Below are 18,804 nucleotides of genomic sequence, written 5' to 3' on the forward strand. Positions count from 1 at the left end.
GTGAATGGACAGCTTACCGTCCAGACGTCTGGACGTAAATTACTTTGCGTTATAACCGGACCGATAACGATATGAAAAAGTTGAGGCGTAACCGTTCACGCTTCAGGCAATGTGTTACGCGATGCATGACGAAACGACTATTCTCTATAAGCACCTCACAAATAACCGAATTAAAGGAACACCTTATGGCAAGGTCTGGTTTTCTGGCATTGACGGCAGCCGCGCTGCTGCTGGCAACAGGCGCGGCGCAGGCCGCCGACCCCGTGCGCGTGGGGTCGAAAATCGATACCGAAGGTTCGCTGCTGGGCAATGTGATTTTGCAGGTGCTGGAGAAGCACGGCGTCAAGACGGTAAACAAAATCCAGCTCGGCACCACGCAGGTGGTACGCGGCGCGATTACTGCGGGCGAACTGGATATCTATCCTGAATATACCGGCAACGGCGCCTTCTTTTTCAATGACGAAAAAGACCCGGTCTGGAAAAACGCGCGTCAGGGCTACGAGAAGGTGAAAAAGCTCGACGCCGAAAAAAATCAGCTGGTATGGCTGACGCCTGCGCCCGCAAATAACACCTGGACCATCGCGGTGCGCCAGGATGTCGCGCAGCAGAACAAGCTCACTTCTCTTGAGGATCTCAGCCGCTACCTGAAAAAAGGTGGCACGTTCAAACTGGCAGCCTCGGCGGAATTTATCGAGCGCGGCGACGCCCTGCCAGCCTTTGAAAAAGCCTATGACTTTAAGCTGACGCAGAGCCAGCTACTCTCGCTGGCGGGCGGCGATACGGCTGTCACCATCAAGGCGGCGGCGCAGCAGACCTCCGGCGTCAACGCGGCGATGGCTTACGGCACCGATGGCCCGGTTGCGGCGCTGGGCCTGCAAACCCTGAGCGATCCCAAAGGCGTACAGCCTATCTATGCGCCAACGCCGGTGATCCGCGCTGCCGTGCTGAAAGCTTATCCCGATATCGACAGCTGGCTGAAACCGGTCTTCAGTAAGCTGGATGAGAAAACGCTGCAGCAGCTTAACGCGAAGATCGCGGTAGAGGGCCAGGACGCCAGCAGCGTGGCGAAAGCGTGGCTGCAGCAGCAGAAGCTGCTGTAAGCCATGGCGCTATCGCGGGAAGCGATGCTGCCAGCGCGCCGCCAGCCGGTGGCGCTGCTGCTGCTGCTGTTGTTAAGCCTGGCGCTCTACTGGCTGCCGTTTCTCAGCTACGCCCCGAATCGACTGGTCTCCGGCCAGCCGTTGATGCTGGGCCAGGTGAGCGACGCCGGATGGCTGGCGCTGCCGCTGGCGGCGCTCTGGCTGCTGCTGTGGGCGCGTCCGACGCGGGCGCCGCTTGCGCTGATGCTGCTCGCCTGCGACGCGCTGCTGACCGGCATGGTCTGGCTGAGCGGACATGAGGCGGCGCGACTGGCGGCGCAGGGCAGTGCCCTGGCGCGAACCAGCTTCGGCAGCGGCTTGTGGCTGGCGTGCGGCGTCACGCTGCTGCTGGGCGCGGAGCTGGCGCGCAACCTGACGCGCAATAACCTCTGGCGGCTATTGTTCAATCTGCAGATCTGGCTGCTGCCGCTGCTGATGCTGTTCAGCGGGGAGCTCAACGCGCTGTCGCTGCTGAAGGAGTACGCCAACCGACAGACGGTGTTCGACGCGGCGCTGACGCGGCACCTGACGCTGCTCTGCGGCACGCTGCTGCCCGCGCTGCTGATCGGCCTGCCGCTCGGCGTCTTGCTCTACCGGCGTCCGGCGTGGCAGAGCGGCGTCTTCAGCGTGCTGAACGTTATCCAGACCGTGCCGTCGGTGGCGCTCTTCGGCCTGCTGATCGCGCCGCTGGCCGGGCTGGCGAAATCCTTTCCCTGGCTTAAGGGGTGGGGCGTCAGCGGCATCGGCATGGCTCCGGCGCTGATCGCGCTCACGCTCTATGCGCTGCTGCCGCTGGTGCGCAGCGTGGTGGCCGGACTGCAGCAGGTGCCGCGCGACGTGCGCGAAAGCGCGCGCGGCATGGGCATGGGCCAGCTGCAGCGCTTTTTTGCCGTCGACGTGCCGCTGGCGTTGCCGGTGTGGCTCGCCGGACTGCGCGTGGTGGTGGTGCAGACGCTGGGCATGGCGGTTATCGCCGCGCTGATCGGCGCAGGCGGTTTCGGCGCCATTATTTTTCAGGGATTGCTCAGCAGCGCGCTCGATCTGGTGCTGCTCGGCGTGATCCCGGTGATTGCGCTGGCGGTGGCGATCGATGCGCTGTTCCGCCTGCTGATTTCCCTGCTGGAGAGAACCCATGATTCACTTTAACGGCGTCAGTAAATACTTTGGCGGCAAAGCGGCGGTCAAAGATCTGACGCTACAGATTGGTGAGGGTGAGTTCAGCGTGCTGCTCGGCACCTCTGGTTCCGGCAAATCAACCACGCTGAAGATGATCAACCGGCTGGTGGAGTATGACGAGGGCGAAATACGTTTCGCTGGCGAGTCGATCCGCCAGCTCGACGCGCGCGATTTACGTCGGCGCATGGGCTACGCCATTCAGTCGATCGGCCTGTTTCCCCACTGGACGGTAGAGAAGAATATCGCCACCGTACCTGCGCTGCTCGGCTGGCCGAAGGCCCGCATTCGCGCGCGGGTTGAGGAGCTGCTGACGCTGCTCAGCCTGGATGCGCATCTGGCGCGCCGTCTGCCGCATCAGCTTTCCGGCGGACAGCAGCAGCGCGTCGGCGTCGCACGCGCGCTGGCGGCCGATCCCGAAGTCTTGCTGATGGATGAGCCCTTCGGCGCACTCGATCCGGTTACGCGCGGCGCGCTGCAGCAGGAGATGCTGCGCATTCACCGCCTGTCGGGCCGCACTATCGTGCTGGTGACGCACGATATCGACGAGGCGCTGACGCTGGCGGATAACATTGTGCTGATGGATAACGGCGAGATCGTTCAGCAGGGCAAACCCGCCGCGCTGCTGACGCAGCCGAAAAACGCGTTTGTGCAGGACTTCTTTGGCAGAAGCGAACTGGGCGTGCGGCTGCTGTCGCTGGGCCAGGTCGGCAACGCGGCACGGCGCGGCGAGTGGCTGGAGGGCGAGCCGCTGAATGCCGCCCAGTCGCTGCGCGAAGCGCTGTCGCAGTTTATCGCCCGGCGCGCCGATAAGCTGCCGGTGGTGGATGAGCGCCAGCAGCCGCTGGGCGTGCTCTACTTCAGCGATTTGCTGACCCTGCGCGAGGGACCATGATGCGCTGGCTGAAAGATCCGCTGCTGTGGCTGATTATGCTGTTTATCGCTCTGCTGGTCGGCTTGCCCTACAGCGGGCCGCTTTTTGCCTGGTGGTTTCCCGAGCAGGCGCGCCCGCTCTACCAGCAGGAGAGCTTTTTACAGCTGGCGCTGGCGCATCTCTTTCTGGTGATTACCGCCAGCGTGCTGGCGTTGTTGATCGGCGCAGGCGGCGGCGTGCTGGTCACGCGCCGCGCGGGGCGCCGCTTTCGTCCGCTGGTGGAAACAATCGTGGCGGCCGGGCAAACCGTTCCGCCGGTGGCGGTGCTGGCGATTGCGGTGCCGGTCATGGGGTTCGGCGCCTGGCCAGCGGTCGTGGCGCTGCTGCTCTATGGTCTGTTGCCGATTTTACAGGGCACGCTGGCCGGACTGGACAGCGTGCCCGCCAGCAGCAGGGAGATCGCCGACGGGGTCGGCATGAGCGCATGGCAGCGTTTGTGGCAGGTGGAGCTGGCGCTGGCTGCGCCGGTGATTCTGGCTGGCGTACGCACTTCAGTGATCGTCAATATCGGCACGGCAGCTATCGCCTCGACGGTGGGCGCGGAAAGTCTCGGCTCGCCGGTCATTATCGGCCTGAGCGGCTTCAATACCGCCTACGTCATTCAGGGGGCGCTGCTGGTGGCGCTGCTGGCGATTGTCAGCGATCGCCTGTTTGAGCGCCTGCAGCGCTGGCTTAGCGTGAGTGGAGAATAAGGGTGTAGCCGACCAGCATCAGCCCGCCGGTGCCGCCGACGGCCATAATGAAAAACAGCGTTGCGAAGAAGATTTTTTGCCAGTTCATGCGAAAACCTGATTGAAGCCCGAAAGCCGGGGATAATAACGCGGGCAGGGCGAGGCGAAAAGCGCCCTGCGTGCGTTTTACTGAAAGCGCGTTTCGTGCGCGCGGATGGAAAAGCCCTGTTCCTGCCAGTGCGTCAGCTGCTCCTGCTGGCGACGAGTCAGTTTTTTGCCGGTCCAGACAAAAATGGTCTGACCGGGAAAAAGCTCAGGACGCGGCAGATCCAGCGGCTCCGCCAGCACGTCCAGCCGCCAGCCTTCCTGGGCGAGGCGCCAGGCTTCCAGCCAGATACGGGTGCGATCTTCCACCGCCCAGCCGAGGATCAGCGCGTCTTTACCCGCTTTCTTGCGGCTGGCAGCAAGACAGAAGGCGACGTAGTCAATCAGCGCGCCATCCAGCAGGCTGCTCATCACGCGCGCGGTGTTCTGATCCAGCCCAAGTTTCTGCCGCACCGGCATAATCACGTGATCGATAAGCGCGTCTACCGGGTTTTCCCGTCCAAGCGCCGCAATTTTGGCGCGCAGCTTTGAAGGCTTGACGTGACGCAACACGCTCATCAGCTCTTCCTGCAGATTGACCCAGCCGTCATGCACGTTCAGGCTTTCGCCTTCAAGCAGCGCTTTAACTTTGCCCACCGGCACGCCGCTTTCGATCCAGCGTTTAATTTCTTCGATGCGCTGAACATCCTCGTCATCAAACTGACGATGTCCACCCTCCGAGCGCTGTGGCTTTAGTAAGCCATAACGCCGTTGCCACGCGCGCAGCGTGACTGGATTTATTCCACAGCGTTCGGCAACGTCACCGATACTGTAAAAGGCCATAACTTCCCCAAACTTCCTGACCGCAATCAGATAACCTTAACCAACAGGATCAACTTGTACAAATGTTTTTTAAATGTACAAGTTGACGGTAAAGCCAGTTTCACGCTAAATCTCATATATGAGAAAGAATTCCCTAATGTGAGAGGTTAATCGTGCCAACTGAAGATACCGAACAGCGCCTCGCGGCCCGCCTTGCAGAACTTCGCGTTCAACGCGGCTGGTCGCTTGATGAACTCGCCACGGCGACCGGCATCAGCCGCGCATCATTGTCGCGTATTGAGCGCAGCGAAACCAGCCCTACGGCTGCGTTATTAAACCGTTTATGCGTCGCCTATGGTCTTACCATGTCGCGCCTGCTAAGTGAAGTGGAAGAGGGCGTTGATCTGTTGCTGACGCCGGAGCAGCAGCCGCTATGGCGCGACGATGCCAGCGGCTTTGTGCGCCGCAACGTCTCGCCGCCAGCGCCCCATTTCCGTGCGGAGCTGGTTGAAGGCCAGCTGCGTCCCGGCGCGCGCATCGACTATGACGCGCCGCCCGTTCAGGGGCTGGAGCAGCACATCTGGCTGCAGCAAGGCGGGCTGACCATCACCATGGACGGGCAGAGCTGGACGCTGCAGACGGGCGATTGCCTGCGCTTTCATCTGACTGGCCGCTCCGCGTTTGAAGCGCACCTCATCGACGGCGCACGCTATGTGCTGGTGGTATGCAAACCATGACGACATATGAATGGATTGATGCCGCTCAGGCGCGGCAGCGGTTACTCTCTCTCAGCGATGTGCTGCTGGCGTGCGTGGCGGACGGCGCCAGTATTGGCTTCACCGATCCGCAGGACAGCGCGGTGGTCGAGCGTTTCTGGCAAAGCCGTGCAGCCAGCCTCGCTCCCGGCGAGAATGAACTCCTTGTTGCCTGCCAGCACGGCAGGGTTGTCGGTACCGTGATGATTAACGCGGCGGGAATGCCTAACGGCCGTCACCGCGCGGAGATCAGCAAGCTGCTGGTGCATCCGCTTGCCCGACGTCAGGGCATTGCGCGCCAGCTGATGCAGCAGGCCGAACAGCGGGCGCAGACGCTGGGTAAAACCTTGCTGGTGCTTGATACCCGCAGCGGTGACGTCGCCAGCCACCTCTATCTTTCGCTGGGCTGGCAGATAGCCGGATCGATTCCCTGCTACGCCGAGTCAGTCACCGGCGAGCGGGAGGCGACGACGGTGATGTTTAAGCAGCTGGCTTAACTGGACGCTCAGGGAAGATCGTAGCTGACCGGCGTAACAGCTTTCCGATCAATCTCCCTGCCCAGGGCGCGTACCGCGCTACGCAGCGGGCAGAGTGTGCCGACCGGCGTCACGCGACAGTCCGCCTGTCGCCACTCTTCGCGCAGCAGCGGATGCGTCGCATCGATCGGCTGCAGGCGACGCAGATCGTCCAGACTTTGCGCCTGAAAGTAGACGCGTAAAAAACGCTCACCGCTGACCTTATCGCGCCAGCGCTCAACAACCAGACTGCTGCCGGGCGGGATATTGCCGCGTGTGTAGCCGGGTAGCGTCCAGCTAAAGTTCATCAGGGTGCGCACCATGGCGATATTGGTATCGTGAGCGACCAGCAGCAGCCAGCGCGCGTCCGGCGTGGCGTCGCGCCCTTCAGCCGCCACCAGCATCGCGTTGAGCAGGATAGAGGCGCGCTTCTGCGCGGTGTAGAGCACGTCGTTGCTGAGGTCGTAGTTCGTCGTCAGCAGCGGCAGGATGGCGCTGATTTGCTCTGCGCGGGTGATATTGCCCCAGGCGATCTGGCTGAACGGCAGGTTTTCGCTCCAGCCCAGGCGAAGCGTCTCCGCCATATTCGCCAGCACACTCAGGCCAGCAATATAGGTTTTGCCGCTCTTGCTCTGGCGGATCTGCCAGGGCTGATCGAATAGCGCGCACTGCGCGTCAGAGAGGCATACCGCCTGTTTTAACGCCTGGATGGCAGGCTTCAGCTTCTGCCGTAGCAGCGGCAGATCGCCCGCTTTCGCCGCTACTGCCGCCTGCTGCCGCGCAGGATCGGGAGTGGTCGCGGCAAAGGCGTCGGTCTGGAACAGCGGGTCGTTTTCGCTCGCGACATGATGCACGGCGACGCCACAGCCGGGAAAGGCACCGTCGATCAGCGCTTCCGCAGTGGCGCGGGTGCGCTGCAGCGGGCTGGCCCGGACATAGATATCCTGCGGCTGCGGGCAGCCATCCGTCAGCAGGCCGAGCTGGCGATAGTGTTCGCCTTCCCAGCGCCCTTTATTGAGCACCGCCGCGTAACCGTGGCCGGTCAGCTCGCCGTCGCGCGTGGTCCAGACCGCCCATGGCCGCTGCGTGGCGGCTTCGATCTCATGGCGATTGCCCGGCGTCGGCGGGCGAACGCCGTGGCGGCTCAGCTCCACAACCTTTTCCAGCTGATAGTCCGGTTGCGCAGCGGCCTGCGCCGCGTTGAAACAGAGGGCGCAGGCGAGAAGCAGGCGCGCCGCCACCTGATGTCTGGCTGTCATCATATGTTTTTCCTTAAAAGGGAGAGGCTAAGATGAAAAGGAGGTGCGCTGTTCGATAGCGTGACGTCGCGCAACAATAGCGGCCGTGACGAAACATAACAGTGCTGAAACCAGGCCCGTGGCGACCCAGAACAGGGATAACGTATGAAAATCATAGAGGATTTTATTATTCTCCCGCAGCGAGGTCTGGTCGATAATCATGCCGGTGAGAAACTCGCCCAGCCCGGCACCCGCATAGCTGGCGATGCCGATAGTGCCCAGTGCGGCGCCGGCAGCTTTTTTCGATGAAATATCGACAGCAATCAATCCACCAAGAAAACAGGTCAGCGCGCCGATAGTCGCGCCGAAGATAACCATCGACAGAATATCGGTGTAATAGTTATGCGGTGACCAGAGCATGAGCGCGAAGCCGAGCGTGTTGAGCAAACTGATAAAACCGGCCATCACGCTGCGATTGCGCGGAAAAAAACGATCCGACAGCATACCAGCCATAATCGTGCCGATAATACCCGCGATGGCATTGACGCCGATAATGCCAGAGGCTTCAACAGTGGTATAGGCCTTGCCCTGCTGGAGAAAGAAAATTCCCCATGAATTAACGGCATAGCGATCGATATACATAAAGGCGGAGGCGAGCGCCAGCGTCCAGAGCGCAGGGTTACGCAGGGCGAAAAGCTGGTTTTTAAATACCGAACCCTTGTTATCATCGCCTTCGTGCGGCTCGTCGCTCAGCGTCTGAATCGACGGAAAACCGCAGCTTTGCGGCGAATCACGCATAAACAATAGCATGATGACGATACCTGCCGCGCCAAGCGCTGCGGTGGAGAGATAGCCCATATGCCAGCCGTAACCGGCAATTACCGCAGCGATGACCATATAGGTCAGGGCTTCGCCAATGTTGTGCGCGGTAGACCAGATGGCGTAAAAAGTGCCGCGCTCTTTATTACCGTACCAGCGCGCCAGCGAGACAGCGCAAGGCCCGACGCCCATAGACTGCGCCCAGCCGTTTATGCCCCAGAAGATCGCCAGCAGCATGGCGTTAGTGGTCATGCCCATCATCAAATTCATCGCTGCGCTAATCAGCAGGCCCAGACTCATAAAGCGAACAACGTTGGCATGGTCGGCAAGGAAACCATTAACCAGCTTACCGATGGCGTAGCTAAAAAAGAGGGCGGAACCGATCATGCCCAGTTCAGAAGGGGAGAGGCCCAGTTCCACCAGGGCGCTTTTCGCCACGGTAAAGGAGAGCCGACACACGTAGAACGTGACATAGGCAGCCGTCATCGCCAGAAAAGTTTGCCAGCGAACGAAGCGAAAACGTTCTGCGTTCAGGGGCGCGGCGTGCTTCGCCGGGGCCGCCCGGAAAAAACCGATCAATCCGTACATTATCCTGTCTCCGTAGGGTAGAGGCGTGTCTGATAAATCTGTCATCCCTGAAAGCGAATCCCGGTATAGCGTGCGTATATCATTTACGGAAAGATGTGCCGCAGGTTAGTCGAGGTTTTGCTTAACCCATTGTTTTAACTGCGGGTAAAGCGTTTTGCTCGCCAGCAGAACAGGGTTCCCGCGCTTAATGCCGTCCTCTGCGAGATAGGGATTAGTCAGGCCGCCCGCCTCGCGCATTAACACGATGCCGGGCAAGCCATCCCAGGGATTCATATGAGGCTCGTAGTAGCCAATGAGACGGCCCGCTGCCGCCCATGCGCTCATCAGCGCGCCTGAGCCGTTGCGGACAAACATGCCGCCCTGTTGCAGCAGAGCGTCGAGAAAGGGCAGAAACTCGGCGGCCGTGACCCGGTGCGATGTACCCACCCCCATCACGCCATCCGCGACTGTTTCGGCCGGATGAGGCGTTATGGGACGATCGTTTAGCCAGGCGCCACTTCCTTTGCAGGCGTGAAACAGCTCGCCGTGATTAGGATCGTAAACGACGCCTATCACCGGCTCGCCGTCGATTATGACCGCCAGCGAGAGGCACCAGGTGTGCAGGCCGTTGAGAAAGCTGCTGGTGCCATCGATGGGATCCACCACCCAGAGCACCCGCGCCCCATCTTGAGCGAATCCGCTTTCCTCACCTAAAAAACCATCTTCAGGAAAGCTCTGCGCTATACGTGATTTCACCAGCGCTTCTACTTCGCGATCGGCCAGGCTGACGACATCCTGCGCATCCTCGCCCTTATGATCGACAGGCAGTTCTTCGCGTTTCTGGTAGTACTGGAAAGCGAGTCTGCCGCCTGTTTCCGCCAGCTCGCAGGCAAAGCGGTAACGGTTTAACCGTTCACTGTTGTCAGAATGATGCATCAACACTCCTTTTTGCACACGTGTGCATTTGAAGGGAAAAAATTAACCCCGCAGGGCTGGCATGAGTGTGAAGGGGCGTAATCGATTAGTCTGTGACCGACGCCGCATAAAATGAATCTTCCATTATGCACTGCGTCGAACGATTAATTTCACGGGTACGGCGCGCTGGCGCGGCGGCAGATCGAACTGAGCGATGCGCGTGAGCAGCAGATCCACAGCATGCCGGGCAAGGAGCGCAGTATCCTGCTGAACGGTTGTTAGCTGATACGGATCCCATGCCGCCTGAGGAATATCATCGAAGCCGGTAACGGCGGGACGCGAAGCATGAGCCTTTAGTCCGTCGATAGCCCCCAGCGCCAGCATATCGGTAGCGCAGACCAGAGCCTCCAGATCGGGCTGCTCTTCACACAGTTCACTAGCAGCAGCGCGTCCGGCCTCATAGCCGCCGCCAGGGAAAAATCGCGTAGCGACAAGGCGATCGCCCAGTAATTTTTTCAGCGCCTGATAGCGTTGACTGGTACTAAAATGGTGAGCATCTTCGCCAATAAAACCTATCTTTCGCCAGCCGCGATTTGTGCAGTGCTGCGCAATCAGGTGCGCGCCCTGGCTGTTATCGCTGGCGACGCGGTCGCAGCCCGCTAAATCGGCATGTCGATTTATCAGCGTAACAGGGATTTTGCGCGCCAGATACTCTTCCGCCAGCGAGAGCGGCGGCGCGCCTGAGGTGATAATGACGCCAGCGACGTGATAGCTCAGCAACTGTTTCAGCGAGGGCGCCAGCTGTTGCGGATCGTCCGCATTCATCAGCAGCGGGATAAGGCCATGCAGCGCCAGCTGATGCACGAGCGGCGCGAGGAGTTTACTGCGAAAAGGGTTATCGAAGCCTGCAGTTACGATGCCGATAAAATTGCTGCTGCCGGTATTCATGGCGCGGGCGATGATATTGACCTGATAGCCCAGCTCTTCTGCGGCGGCAAGCACCTTCTGACGCGTTTTTTCCGCCACCGATGCGCCGGGCGTGAAGGTGCGCGACACCGCAGAACGTGAGACCCCTGCCAGGCGGGCGACATCTTCCGCTTTTACCCAGTTTTTACTCTTTTCGCTCATGCCGCACCTGCGTCCGAAAGAATGGGCCTTAGCTTATGCATCTGCCGCCGCAGAATCCAGCGCTTCAGCAGAAAGGCGTTATACGGAGACGTCGAGGCGGCGCGAAAAAATGCGGCCTGTAGCTGACGCTGGCGGATTACTGTGTAAAAATACAGGCCGTTTTCACCCCGCGGTAAATGATTATGGCCCTGACAGCAGCAATAAAAAGCCAGATAGCGCAGTGGTATAAGGCGCTACAGCAGCAGGTGCCGGACTTTATTCCTCGCGCGCCGCAGCGCCAGATGATCGCCGAAGTCGCGAAATGTCTGGCGGGCGACGATGCGCGCCACCTGGCGATTGAAGCGCCGACCGGCGTCGGCAAAACGCTCTCCTACCTGATCCCCGGCATTGCGGCGAGTCGCGCCGAAGAGAAAAGGCTGATCGTCAGCACCGCCAACGTGGCGCTGCAGGATCAGTTATTTACCAAAGATCTGCCGCTGCTGAAAAAGATCATACCCGATCTCACCTTTACCGCTGCGTTCGGACGCGGACGCTACGTCTGTCCACGCAACCTGGCGGCGCTGGCGGCCAGTGACGATCACCAGGGCGATCTGCTGCTCTATCTCGACGACGAGGCGGTCAGCAGCACGCAGGAGGAGCAGACGCAATGCGCCCGCCTGGAGAAATCGCTCGGCAGCTACGCCTGGGATGGGCTGCGCGATCACAGCGAAGAGAACATCAGCGACAGCCTGTGGCAGCGCCTCTCTACCGACAAAGCGAGCTGCCTCGGCGCGCACTGTCGCTGGTACCGTGAATGTCCGTTCTTCCTTGCCCGCCGCGAAATCGAACAGGTGGATGTGGTGGTGGCTAATCATGCGCTGGTCATGGCGGCCATGGAAAACGAGTCGGTGCTGCCGCCGCCGAAGCATCTGATGCTGGTGCTGGACGAAGGACACCATCTGCCCGAAGTGGCGCGCGACGCGCTGGAAATGAGCGCGGATATCACGCCGGGCTGGAGCAGCCTGCAGCTTGACCTCTTTGTGCGGCTGGTGGAGGGCATTATGACGCAGATGCGCCCGAAATCGCCGCCGCCGCTCAGCAACCCGGAGCGCCTTAAAGCGCACTGCGACGAACTGCGCGAGCTGCTGACCACCCTGAGCCAGGCGCTCAATCCGCTGCTGCCCGCCGATAATCAGCCGGGCGAGTTTCGCTTTGTGCTGGGCGAGCTGCCCGAAGAGCTGCTGGCGCTCTGCGCGCGCCTCTTTAAGCTGAGCGACGCGCTGCGCGGGCTGGCGGAAGGGCTGATCAACGCCCTCAGCGAGCAGACCGGCAGCGTCGATCTGATGCGTCTGCACCGTAATTTGCTGCAGCTTAACCGCCAGTTCGGCTGGTTTGAGTCGGTCAGCAAACTGTGGCGGCTGGCGGCGATGCCGAAAGCGTCGGGCGCGCCAGTTTCCAAGTGGATTACGCGCGAGCTGCGCGAGGGGCAGGCGCATCTGCTGTTTCACTGCGCCGGCATCCGCGTCAGCGATCAGCTGGAGAAACTGTTATGGCGCAAAATCCCCCATGTTGTGGTGACCTCCGCCACGTTGCGCTCGCTTAACAGCTTTAGTCGCCTGCAGGAGATGTCGGGCCTGAACGAAAAAGCAGGCGATCGTTTCGTGGCGCTCGACTCGCCGTTCAACCACGTCGAACAGGGCAAGCTGGTGATCCCGCAGATGCGCTATGAGCCGCTGCTGGCTAACGAAGCGGAGCATATCGCCGAGATGGCAGCCTTTTTCCGTCAGCAGATGGAAAAGGCGCAGCATAAAGGCGTGCTGGTGCTGTTCGCCAGCGGCCGCGCGATGCAGCAGTTCGTCGCTCAGCTGCCGGAACTGCGTCTGACCATGCTGGTGCAGGGCGACCAGCCGCGCTCGCGCATGGTCGAGCTGCACCGTAAACGGGTGGCGAAGGGCGAAACCAGCATTTTAGTCGGCCTGCAGTCGTTCGCCGAAGGGCTGGATCTGAAGGGCGAACTGCTGAGTCAGGTGCATATTCATAAAATCGCTTTTCCGCCGGTGGACAGTCCGGTAATTTTGACCGAGGGCGAATGGCTCAAGAGCCTGAACCGTTACCCTTTTGAAGTGCAGAGCCTGCCGAGCGCCTCCTTTACGCTGATACAGCAGGTAGGGCGTCTGATCCGCAGCCATCAGTGCTACGGCGAAATCGTGATATACGATCGCCGCCTGTTGAGTAAAGCCTACGGCAGTCGCCTGCTGGCCGCGCTGCCGGTGTTTCCAATCGAACAGCCGGAAGCGCCCGCCCCGCTGAAGGTGAAAAGCGCGCCGACCCAGGCCGGTCGCAAGCGGCATCCCACCCGGCGACCGGCGGCGAAGCGTTAACGAATTACTCTGTTTCGGCCGCCGACAGGTAGCGGCCCCTGACCGGAAGCGATGAATGGAACTGAACAACGTGATTAAAGAGATCGGGCGCGGCAAAAACCACGCGCGCGATCTTGATCTTGCCACCGCGCAGGCGCTTTATACGGCGATTCTGGCGGGCGAAGTGCCGGATCTGGAGCTGGGCGGCATTCTGATCGCGCTGCGCATCAAAGGCGAAGGCGAAGAGGAGATGCGCGGTTTCTATCAGGCGATGCAGGCGCGCATGATGTCGCTGCAGGCGCCCGCGCATCGTCCGCAGCCTATTGTTATCCCGAGCTACAACGGCGCGCGCCGTCAGGGCAACCTGACGCCGCTGCTGGCGCTGTTGCTTAACCGCCTGGGCTTTCCGGTGCTGGTGCACGGGGTCAGCGACGATCCAACGCGCGTCACCAGCGAGGCGGTGTTCGCCGCGCTCGGTATCGCGGCGCTGACGACGCAAGCGCATACGCAGGCGGCGCTGGATAAGGGCGAACTCGCCTTTATCACCATTGACCATCTCTGCCCGCCGATGGCGAAGCAGCTTTCGCTGCGCTGGCGCATGGGAGTCCGCAGCAGCGCGCATACGCTGGTGAAGCTGGCGACGCCGTTCGGCGAACGCGAAGCGCTGCGCCTCTCCAGCGTATCGCATCCGGAATATGTGCCGCGCGTCGGTAAGTTCTTTAGCGAGATCGATGCGCCCGCGATTCTCCTGAACGGCACCGAAGGGGAAGTTTATGCAAATCCGCAGCGCTGTCCGGCGATCAGCTTTATTCCCGGCGCGGGACGCGAAGCGGAAGTGTGGGTAGAACGTCAGCCGGAGGCGTCGCTTGAGCTGCCGACTGAAAAATCGGCTGAGGTGACCGCGCGCTGGACAGAAACGGTGCTTAACGGCGAGCGCCCGGTGCCGCAGGCGCTGCGTTTGCAAATCGCCTGCTGCCTGCGCGCCAGTGGAGAGTGCGAGTCGCTGGAAGCGGGCCTGGCGCGCCTGAGCGACGCGGGGTGGTAATTTACGGCAGCGCCTCCTCGACCAGACGTTGCCAGAACGCCACGCCCAGCGGGATCAGCGCGTCATTAAAATCATATTCGGCATTGTGCAGCGGCGCGGAAGGGATAGCGCCATCCGCGCCCAGCCAGAAGTAAGCGCCGGGACAGACATCGAGCATGCAGGCGAAATCTTCCGACGCCATTGAGGGGTTCACCTGCCAGCGGACCTGCTCCTCGCCCAGCATCCGCTGCGCCGTCGCGCGCACCTGTTCAGCCGGTCCGACGTGGTTAGCGGTGACCGGATAGCCAGGGAACCAGTGGATCTCGCCGCTGACGCCGAACGGGCGCGGCAGCGTCGCGACAAACTCTTCAATCAGACCGCGTACTTTATTGCGTACGTCGGTCTGCAAACATCGCACCGTACCGCGCAGCACCAGCGTTTCCGGAATAACATTAATCGCTTCGCCGCCATGGATCTGCGTGACGCTGACCACCGCCGAGGCGAGCGGCGAAAGGCGACGCGACGGTATGGTCTGCAGCGCCAGGATCAGTTCAGCGGCCACGACCATAGGATCGGCGCCGCTCTCCGGCATCGCCGCATGGCAGCTTCTGCCGTTAAGGGTAATTTCAAAGGAGTCGAGCGAGGCCATCATGGCGCCGGGATTGACCGCCAGCGACCCGACCGGCATTCCCGGCCAGTTATGCAGCGCATAGATGGCATCCATAGGGAAACGTTGAAACAGGCCATCTTCGACCATTTTGCGCGCGCCGCCCAGATTCTCTTCGGCGGGCTGAAAGATAAAGTGCACCGTGCCGCGGAAGCGACGCGTGGCCGCCAGTTGCACTGCCGCCGCCAGCAGGATCGCGGTATGCCCGTCATGACCGCAGGCGTGCATCACGCCCTGACGCTTTGAGCGCCATTGCGGCGCGCCTTTCTCGGTGATGGGCAGGGCGTCCATATCGGCGCGTAGCCCGATAACCGGGCCTTCGCCATTGCGCAGCGTACCGACAACGCCCGTGCCTGCCAGACCGCGATGCACCTGTAGCCCCGCCAGCTCCAGCTCCTGAGCGACCAGATCGCTGGTTTTATGCTCCTGATAACCGAGTTCCGGTTCAAGGTGAATCTGATGACGCCAGTGTTGGGCTTTGTCGAGCAGGGCAGGGGATAAGGTCATGCGGAATCGCGCTCCTGGTAATGATGAATCTCCACTGTAGTGGCAAGCCGCAGGCGCGTCTATCTTGCGGGCCAGGAATTTGGCTATAGGTCAGAACCAAAGAGCATAAGGGGCGGAGGCCCCTTGCTATACAGGCAGGCAGAGCAGGCGGGTCAGCGCCCGCCGCCCTGACGCCTTTTACTTCATCATCGGCAACTTCAGCCCGTGTTCAGCCGCACAGGCCTGTGCACGCTCATACCCAGCGTCCGCGTGACGCATTACGCCCGTCGCGGGATCGTTCCACAGCACGCGGCCCAGACGCTGATCGGCCTGCTCGCTGCCGTCACAGACAATCACCACGCCTGCATGTTGCGAAAAGCCCATGCCGACGCCGCCGCCGTGGTGCAGGCTTACCCAGGTCGCGCCGCCAGCAGTATTCAGCAGGGCGTTAAGCAGCGGCCAGTCAGATACCGCATCGGAGCCATCTTTCATCGACTCGGTTTCGCGGTTTGGCGAGGCGACAGAACCGCAGTCGAGATGATCGCGGCCAATCACCACAGGCGCCTTCAGCTCGCCGTTGCGCACCATCTCGTTGAACGCCAGCCCGGCGAGATGGCGCTCGCCCAGCCCCAGCCAGCAGATACGCGCCGGCAGGCCCTGAAAGGCGATGCGCTCCTGCGCCATATCGAGCCAGCGATGCAGACTTTTATGATGCGGAAACAGCGCCTTGAGTTTGGCGTCGGTTTTATAAATATCTTCCGGATCGCCCGACAGCGCCACCCAGCGGAACGGCCCTTTGCCTTCGCAGAACAGCGGACGAATATAGGCCGGCACGAAACCCGGGAAATCAAAGGCGTTCTCTACGCCCTCATCAAGCGCCACCTGACGGATATTGTTGCCGTAGTCCACCGTCGGGATGCCCATATGGCAGAAGTCGAGCATCGCCTGCACGTGCACCGCCATGGAGGCGCGCGCCGCTTTTTCCACCGCCCTCGGCGAACTGGCGCGTTCGGACTGCCAGCGCGCCACGTCCCAGCCGATGGGCAAATAGCCGTTCACCGGATCGTGCGCTGAGGTCTGATCGGTCACGATATCCGGTCTGAGTCCGCCTGCGCGGGCGCGTTTTACCATCTCTGGCAGAATTTCAGCGGCGTTGCCCAGCAGGCCGACGGAGATCGCTCGCTTCGCCTGCGTCGCCTCTTCAATCAGCTTCAGCGCCTCATCCAGCGTGTAGGCTTTATGATCAACGTAGCGGGTGCGCAGACGAAAATCGATGCGCGACTCCTGACACTCGATAGCCAGCACGCAGGCGCCCGCCAGCACGCCCGCCAGCGGCTGCGCGCCGCCCATGCCGCCCAGACCGGCGGTCAGGATCCAGCGTCCAGCGAGGTCACCGTTATAGTGCTGACGGCCCGCTTCGACGAAGGTTTCGTAGGTGCCCTGTACGATGCCCTGCGCGCCGATATAGATCCAGGAGCCCGCGGTCATCTGGCCATACATCATCAGCCCGGCTTTATCCAGCTCGTGAAAATGATCCCAGTTGGCCCAGTGCGGCACCAGGTTGGAGTTCGCCAGCAGCACGCGCGGCGCGTCGGCGTGGGTACGGAATACGCCGACGGGCTTGCCCGACTGGATCAGCAGCGTTTCGTCGGGTTTCAGCAGTTCGAGGGAGCGCAGGATCTGTTCAAAGCATTCCCAGTTGCGCGCCGCCTTGCCGATGCCGCCATAGACCACCAGATCTTCAGGCCGCTCGGCCACATCGGGATCGAGGTTATTCTGGATCATGCGCCAGGCGGCTTCGATCAGCCAGTTGGCGCAGTGCAGCGTGGTGCCGTGCGGCGCACGCACTTCGCGCGCCACGGCCCGGGAGAGAGTTTCGCTCATAGCAGATTCCTTATTCACCAGAAGAGACGGTCTGCTGGCTGGGCAGCAGCGCCGTGAGAAAATCGGGCCAGTCGGAACGGCTGGCCCAGAGACGCATGGCGTCGATATCGGGCGCCAGCAGACGATCTTCCTCAAGGAAGGCGACCTGCTGACGAATGCGACCAATCTCCTGCTCAAGCAGCGCGGAGCTTTGCAGCGGGCGATGGAATTCGATGCCCTGAGCCGCCGCCATCGCTTCGATGCCGACGACCGCGGCGGTGTTAAAGCACATGCTGCCGAGACGGCGCGCCGCATAGGTCGCCATCGAGACGTGATCTTCCTGGTTGGCTGAGGTCGGCAGGCTGTCGACGCTGCCGGGATGAGCCAGCGATTTATTCTCTGAGGCGAGCGCGGCGGCGGTGACCTGCGCAATCATAAAGCCGGAGTTAACGCCGCCGTCGCGCACCAGAAAGGGCGGCAGACCCGAAAGACCGGTATCAAGCAGCAGCGCCATGCGGCGCTCGGAGATCGCGCCAATCTCAGCGACGGCCAGCGCGATAATGTCGGCGGCGAAGGCTACCGGCTCGGCGTGGAAATTGCCGCCGGAGATGACGTCGCCGCTGTCGCTGAACACCAGCGGGTTATCAGAGGCGGCATTGGATTCAATCTGCAGCACGCGCGCGGCGTGGGTGAGGTTATCAAGGCAGGCGCCCATCACCTGCGGCACGCAGCGCACCGAGTAGGGGTCCTGCACCCGGCCGCAGTTAACGTGCGAGCCGAGAATTTCGCTGCCTTTGACCAGTCTCTCCACCGCAGCGGCAACGGCGATTTGGCCGCGCTGGCCGCGCGCCTGGTGGATACGCGCGTCGAAGGGTTTCAGCGAACCTTTAATCGCCTCCAGCGACAGCGCCCCGGCTACCAGTCCGGCGGCCAGCAGGTTTTCCGTCTCAAACAGGCCGCGCAGCGCCAGCGCGGTCGAGACCTGGGTGCCGTTAAGCAGCGCCAGACCCTCTTTCGGACCGAGCACAAACGGCGTCAGCCCGACGGAGGCCAGACCTTCACGTGCCGGGATCAGTGCGCCGTCGACGCGCACGTCGCCCTCTCCCAGCAGCATCAGCGAGAGATGGGCAAGCGGCGCGAGATCGCCGGACGCGCCTACCGAGCCTTTTTCAGGAATGCAGGGCATTACGCCTGCGTTAAACAGCTTCAGCAACGCCTCGATCAGCGCGATACGCACGCCGGAATGGCCGCGCGCCAGGCTGATGATTTTGGTCGCCATCACCAGGCGCGTCACGTTGTCGGGCAGCAGATCGCCCAGGCCGACGCTGTGCGACAGCACCAGGTTACGCTGCAGATCGGCAAGGCGACTGGCGGGAATTTGCGTTTGCGCCAGCTTGCCGAAACCGGTGTTGATGCCGTACACCACCTTGCCGGAAGCGACGATATCGTCCACGGTTTGCTGGGCGCGTAAAATGGCTTCCTGCGCTCGCTCATCAAGCGTCAGTGTGACGCCGCCCTGATATATCCTGCGCAGCGTGGCAAGCTCTACTTCACCGGGAACCAGGCGGATAGCCTGAGCCGAACCTGACATAGTCTACTCCTGTCTATACAAGTAAGCGCGGAAAGCAAAAACCTGAACCGGTTTCACTCTGCGCAGCGAATAAA

General features: G+C 61.4%; 16 protein-coding genes. 8 read left to right on the forward strand and 8 right to left on the reverse strand.

The features are described 5' to 3' along the window. The first annotated feature begins 185 nt into the window (after positions 1–185). Genes EKL29_RS00605 through EKL29_RS00620 form a run of 4 tightly spaced genes read left to right on the forward strand, consistent with a single transcriptional unit; the run spans position 186 to position 3,938 of the window. Positions 186–1,100, forward strand: coding sequence for an ABC transporter substrate-binding protein (locus EKL29_RS00605; protein ID WP_120451620.1), 915 nt, complete (start codon positions 186–188; stop codon positions 1,098–1,100). A gap of 3 nt (positions 1,101–1,103) precedes the next feature. Beyond that, positions 1,104–2,285 carry an ABC transporter permease gene (locus tag EKL29_RS00610; RefSeq protein ID WP_126688584.1) on the forward strand — a complete coding sequence of 394 codons (1,182 nt, stop codon included), beginning with the start codon at positions 1,104–1,106 and terminating at the stop codon, positions 2,283–2,285. Continuing rightward, positions 2,272–3,207 carry an ABC transporter ATP-binding protein gene (locus tag EKL29_RS00615; RefSeq protein ID WP_120451624.1) on the forward strand — a complete coding sequence of 312 codons (936 nt, stop codon included), beginning with the start codon at positions 2,272–2,274 and terminating at the stop codon, positions 3,205–3,207. The genes EKL29_RS00610 and EKL29_RS00615 overlap by 14 nt, the downstream gene beginning before the upstream one ends. Next, positions 3,207–3,938: an ABC transporter permease gene (locus EKL29_RS00620; RefSeq protein ID WP_120451625.1), complete on the forward strand. Its 732-nt coding sequence runs from the start codon at positions 3,207–3,209 to the stop codon at positions 3,936–3,938. The genes EKL29_RS00615 and EKL29_RS00620 overlap by 1 nt, the downstream gene beginning before the upstream one ends. Before the next feature lie 165 nt (positions 3,939–4,103). Here the strand turns inward: EKL29_RS00620 and EKL29_RS00625 are convergent, their stop codons facing one another. Further along, entirely contained in the window at positions 4,104–4,844 is a 741-nt protein-coding gene (locus EKL29_RS00625; RefSeq protein ID WP_120451627.1) for a MerR family transcriptional regulator, read from the reverse strand. Positions 4,845–4,996: 152 nt separating this feature from the next. Here EKL29_RS00625 and EKL29_RS00630 point away from each other — a divergent pair, with 152 nt between their 5' ends. Continuing rightward, positions 4,997–5,560: a helix-turn-helix domain-containing protein gene (locus EKL29_RS00630; RefSeq protein WP_120451629.1), complete on the forward strand. Its 564-nt coding sequence runs from the start codon at positions 4,997–4,999 to the stop codon at positions 5,558–5,560. Continuing rightward, entirely contained in the window at positions 5,557–6,075 is a 519-nt protein-coding gene (locus EKL29_RS00635; protein WP_126688585.1) for a GNAT family N-acetyltransferase, read from the forward strand. Before EKL29_RS00630 ends, EKL29_RS00635 begins: the two co-directional genes overlap by 4 nt. 8 nt (positions 6,076–6,083) lie before the next feature. Here the strand turns inward: EKL29_RS00635 and EKL29_RS00640 are convergent, their stop codons facing one another. From EKL29_RS00640 to EKL29_RS00655, 4 genes are all read right to left on the reverse strand, one after another. After that, the gene (locus EKL29_RS00640; protein ID WP_126688586.1) at positions 6,084–7,355 is read right to left on the reverse strand and encodes a histidine-type phosphatase; all 1,272 of its coding nucleotides are present in this window, start codon (positions 7,353–7,355) and stop codon (positions 6,084–6,086) included. Positions 7,356–7,379: 24 nt separating this feature from the next. After that, positions 7,380–8,738, reverse strand: a complete 1,359-nt coding sequence (locus tag EKL29_RS00645; RefSeq protein ID WP_126688587.1) for an MFS transporter — start codon at positions 8,736–8,738, stop codon at positions 7,380–7,382. Positions 8,739–8,843: 105 nt separating this feature from the next. Next, on the reverse strand, positions 8,844–9,653 hold the full coding sequence (locus EKL29_RS00650; protein ID WP_126688588.1) for an inositol monophosphatase: 810 nt from the start codon (positions 9,651–9,653) through the stop codon (positions 8,844–8,846). Between the two features lie 123 nt (positions 9,654–9,776). Beyond that, positions 9,777–10,760, reverse strand: coding sequence for a LacI family DNA-binding transcriptional regulator (locus EKL29_RS00655; protein WP_126688589.1), 984 nt, complete (start codon positions 10,758–10,760; stop codon positions 9,777–9,779). 182 nt (positions 10,761–10,942) lie between these two features. On the opposite strand from EKL29_RS00655, the gene dinG reads away from it, so the two are divergent. Further along, complete coding sequence (gene dinG, locus EKL29_RS00660; RefSeq protein ID WP_126688590.1) at positions 10,943–13,120, forward strand: ATP-dependent DNA helicase DinG; 2,178 nt, start codon at positions 10,943–10,945, stop codon at positions 13,118–13,120. Between the two features lie 55 nt (positions 13,121–13,175). Further along, positions 13,176–14,144 (forward strand): DNA-binding protein YbiB, encoded by a 969-nt coding sequence (gene ybiB / locus EKL29_RS00665; protein ID WP_126688591.1) that lies wholly within the window; start codon positions 13,176–13,178, stop codon positions 14,142–14,144. Position 14,145: 1 nt separating this feature from the next. Here ybiB and EKL29_RS00670 read toward each other — a convergent pair whose 3' ends face one another. The 3 genes from EKL29_RS00670 to hutH form a co-directional block, all read right to left on the reverse strand. Then, positions 14,146–15,297: a M20 aminoacylase family protein gene (locus EKL29_RS00670; RefSeq protein ID WP_126688592.1), complete on the reverse strand. Its 1,152-nt coding sequence runs from the start codon at positions 15,295–15,297 to the stop codon at positions 14,146–14,148. Between the two features lie 177 nt (positions 15,298–15,474). After that, positions 15,475–17,160, reverse strand: a complete 1,686-nt coding sequence (gene hutU / locus EKL29_RS00675; protein ID WP_126688593.1) for a urocanate hydratase — start codon at positions 17,158–17,160, stop codon at positions 15,475–15,477. 10 nt (positions 17,161–17,170) lie between these two features. Beyond that, positions 17,171–18,730 (reverse strand): histidine ammonia-lyase, encoded by a 1,560-nt coding sequence (gene hutH / locus EKL29_RS00680; RefSeq protein WP_120451647.1) that lies wholly within the window; start codon positions 18,728–18,730, stop codon positions 17,171–17,173. Positions 18,731–18,804: the final 74 nt, after the last annotated feature.

Source organism: Pantoea sp. YU22 (assembly GCF_003970755.1).
GTDB classification, from domain to species: Bacteria; Pseudomonadota; Gammaproteobacteria; order Enterobacterales; family Enterobacteriaceae; genus Pantoea; species Pantoea piersonii.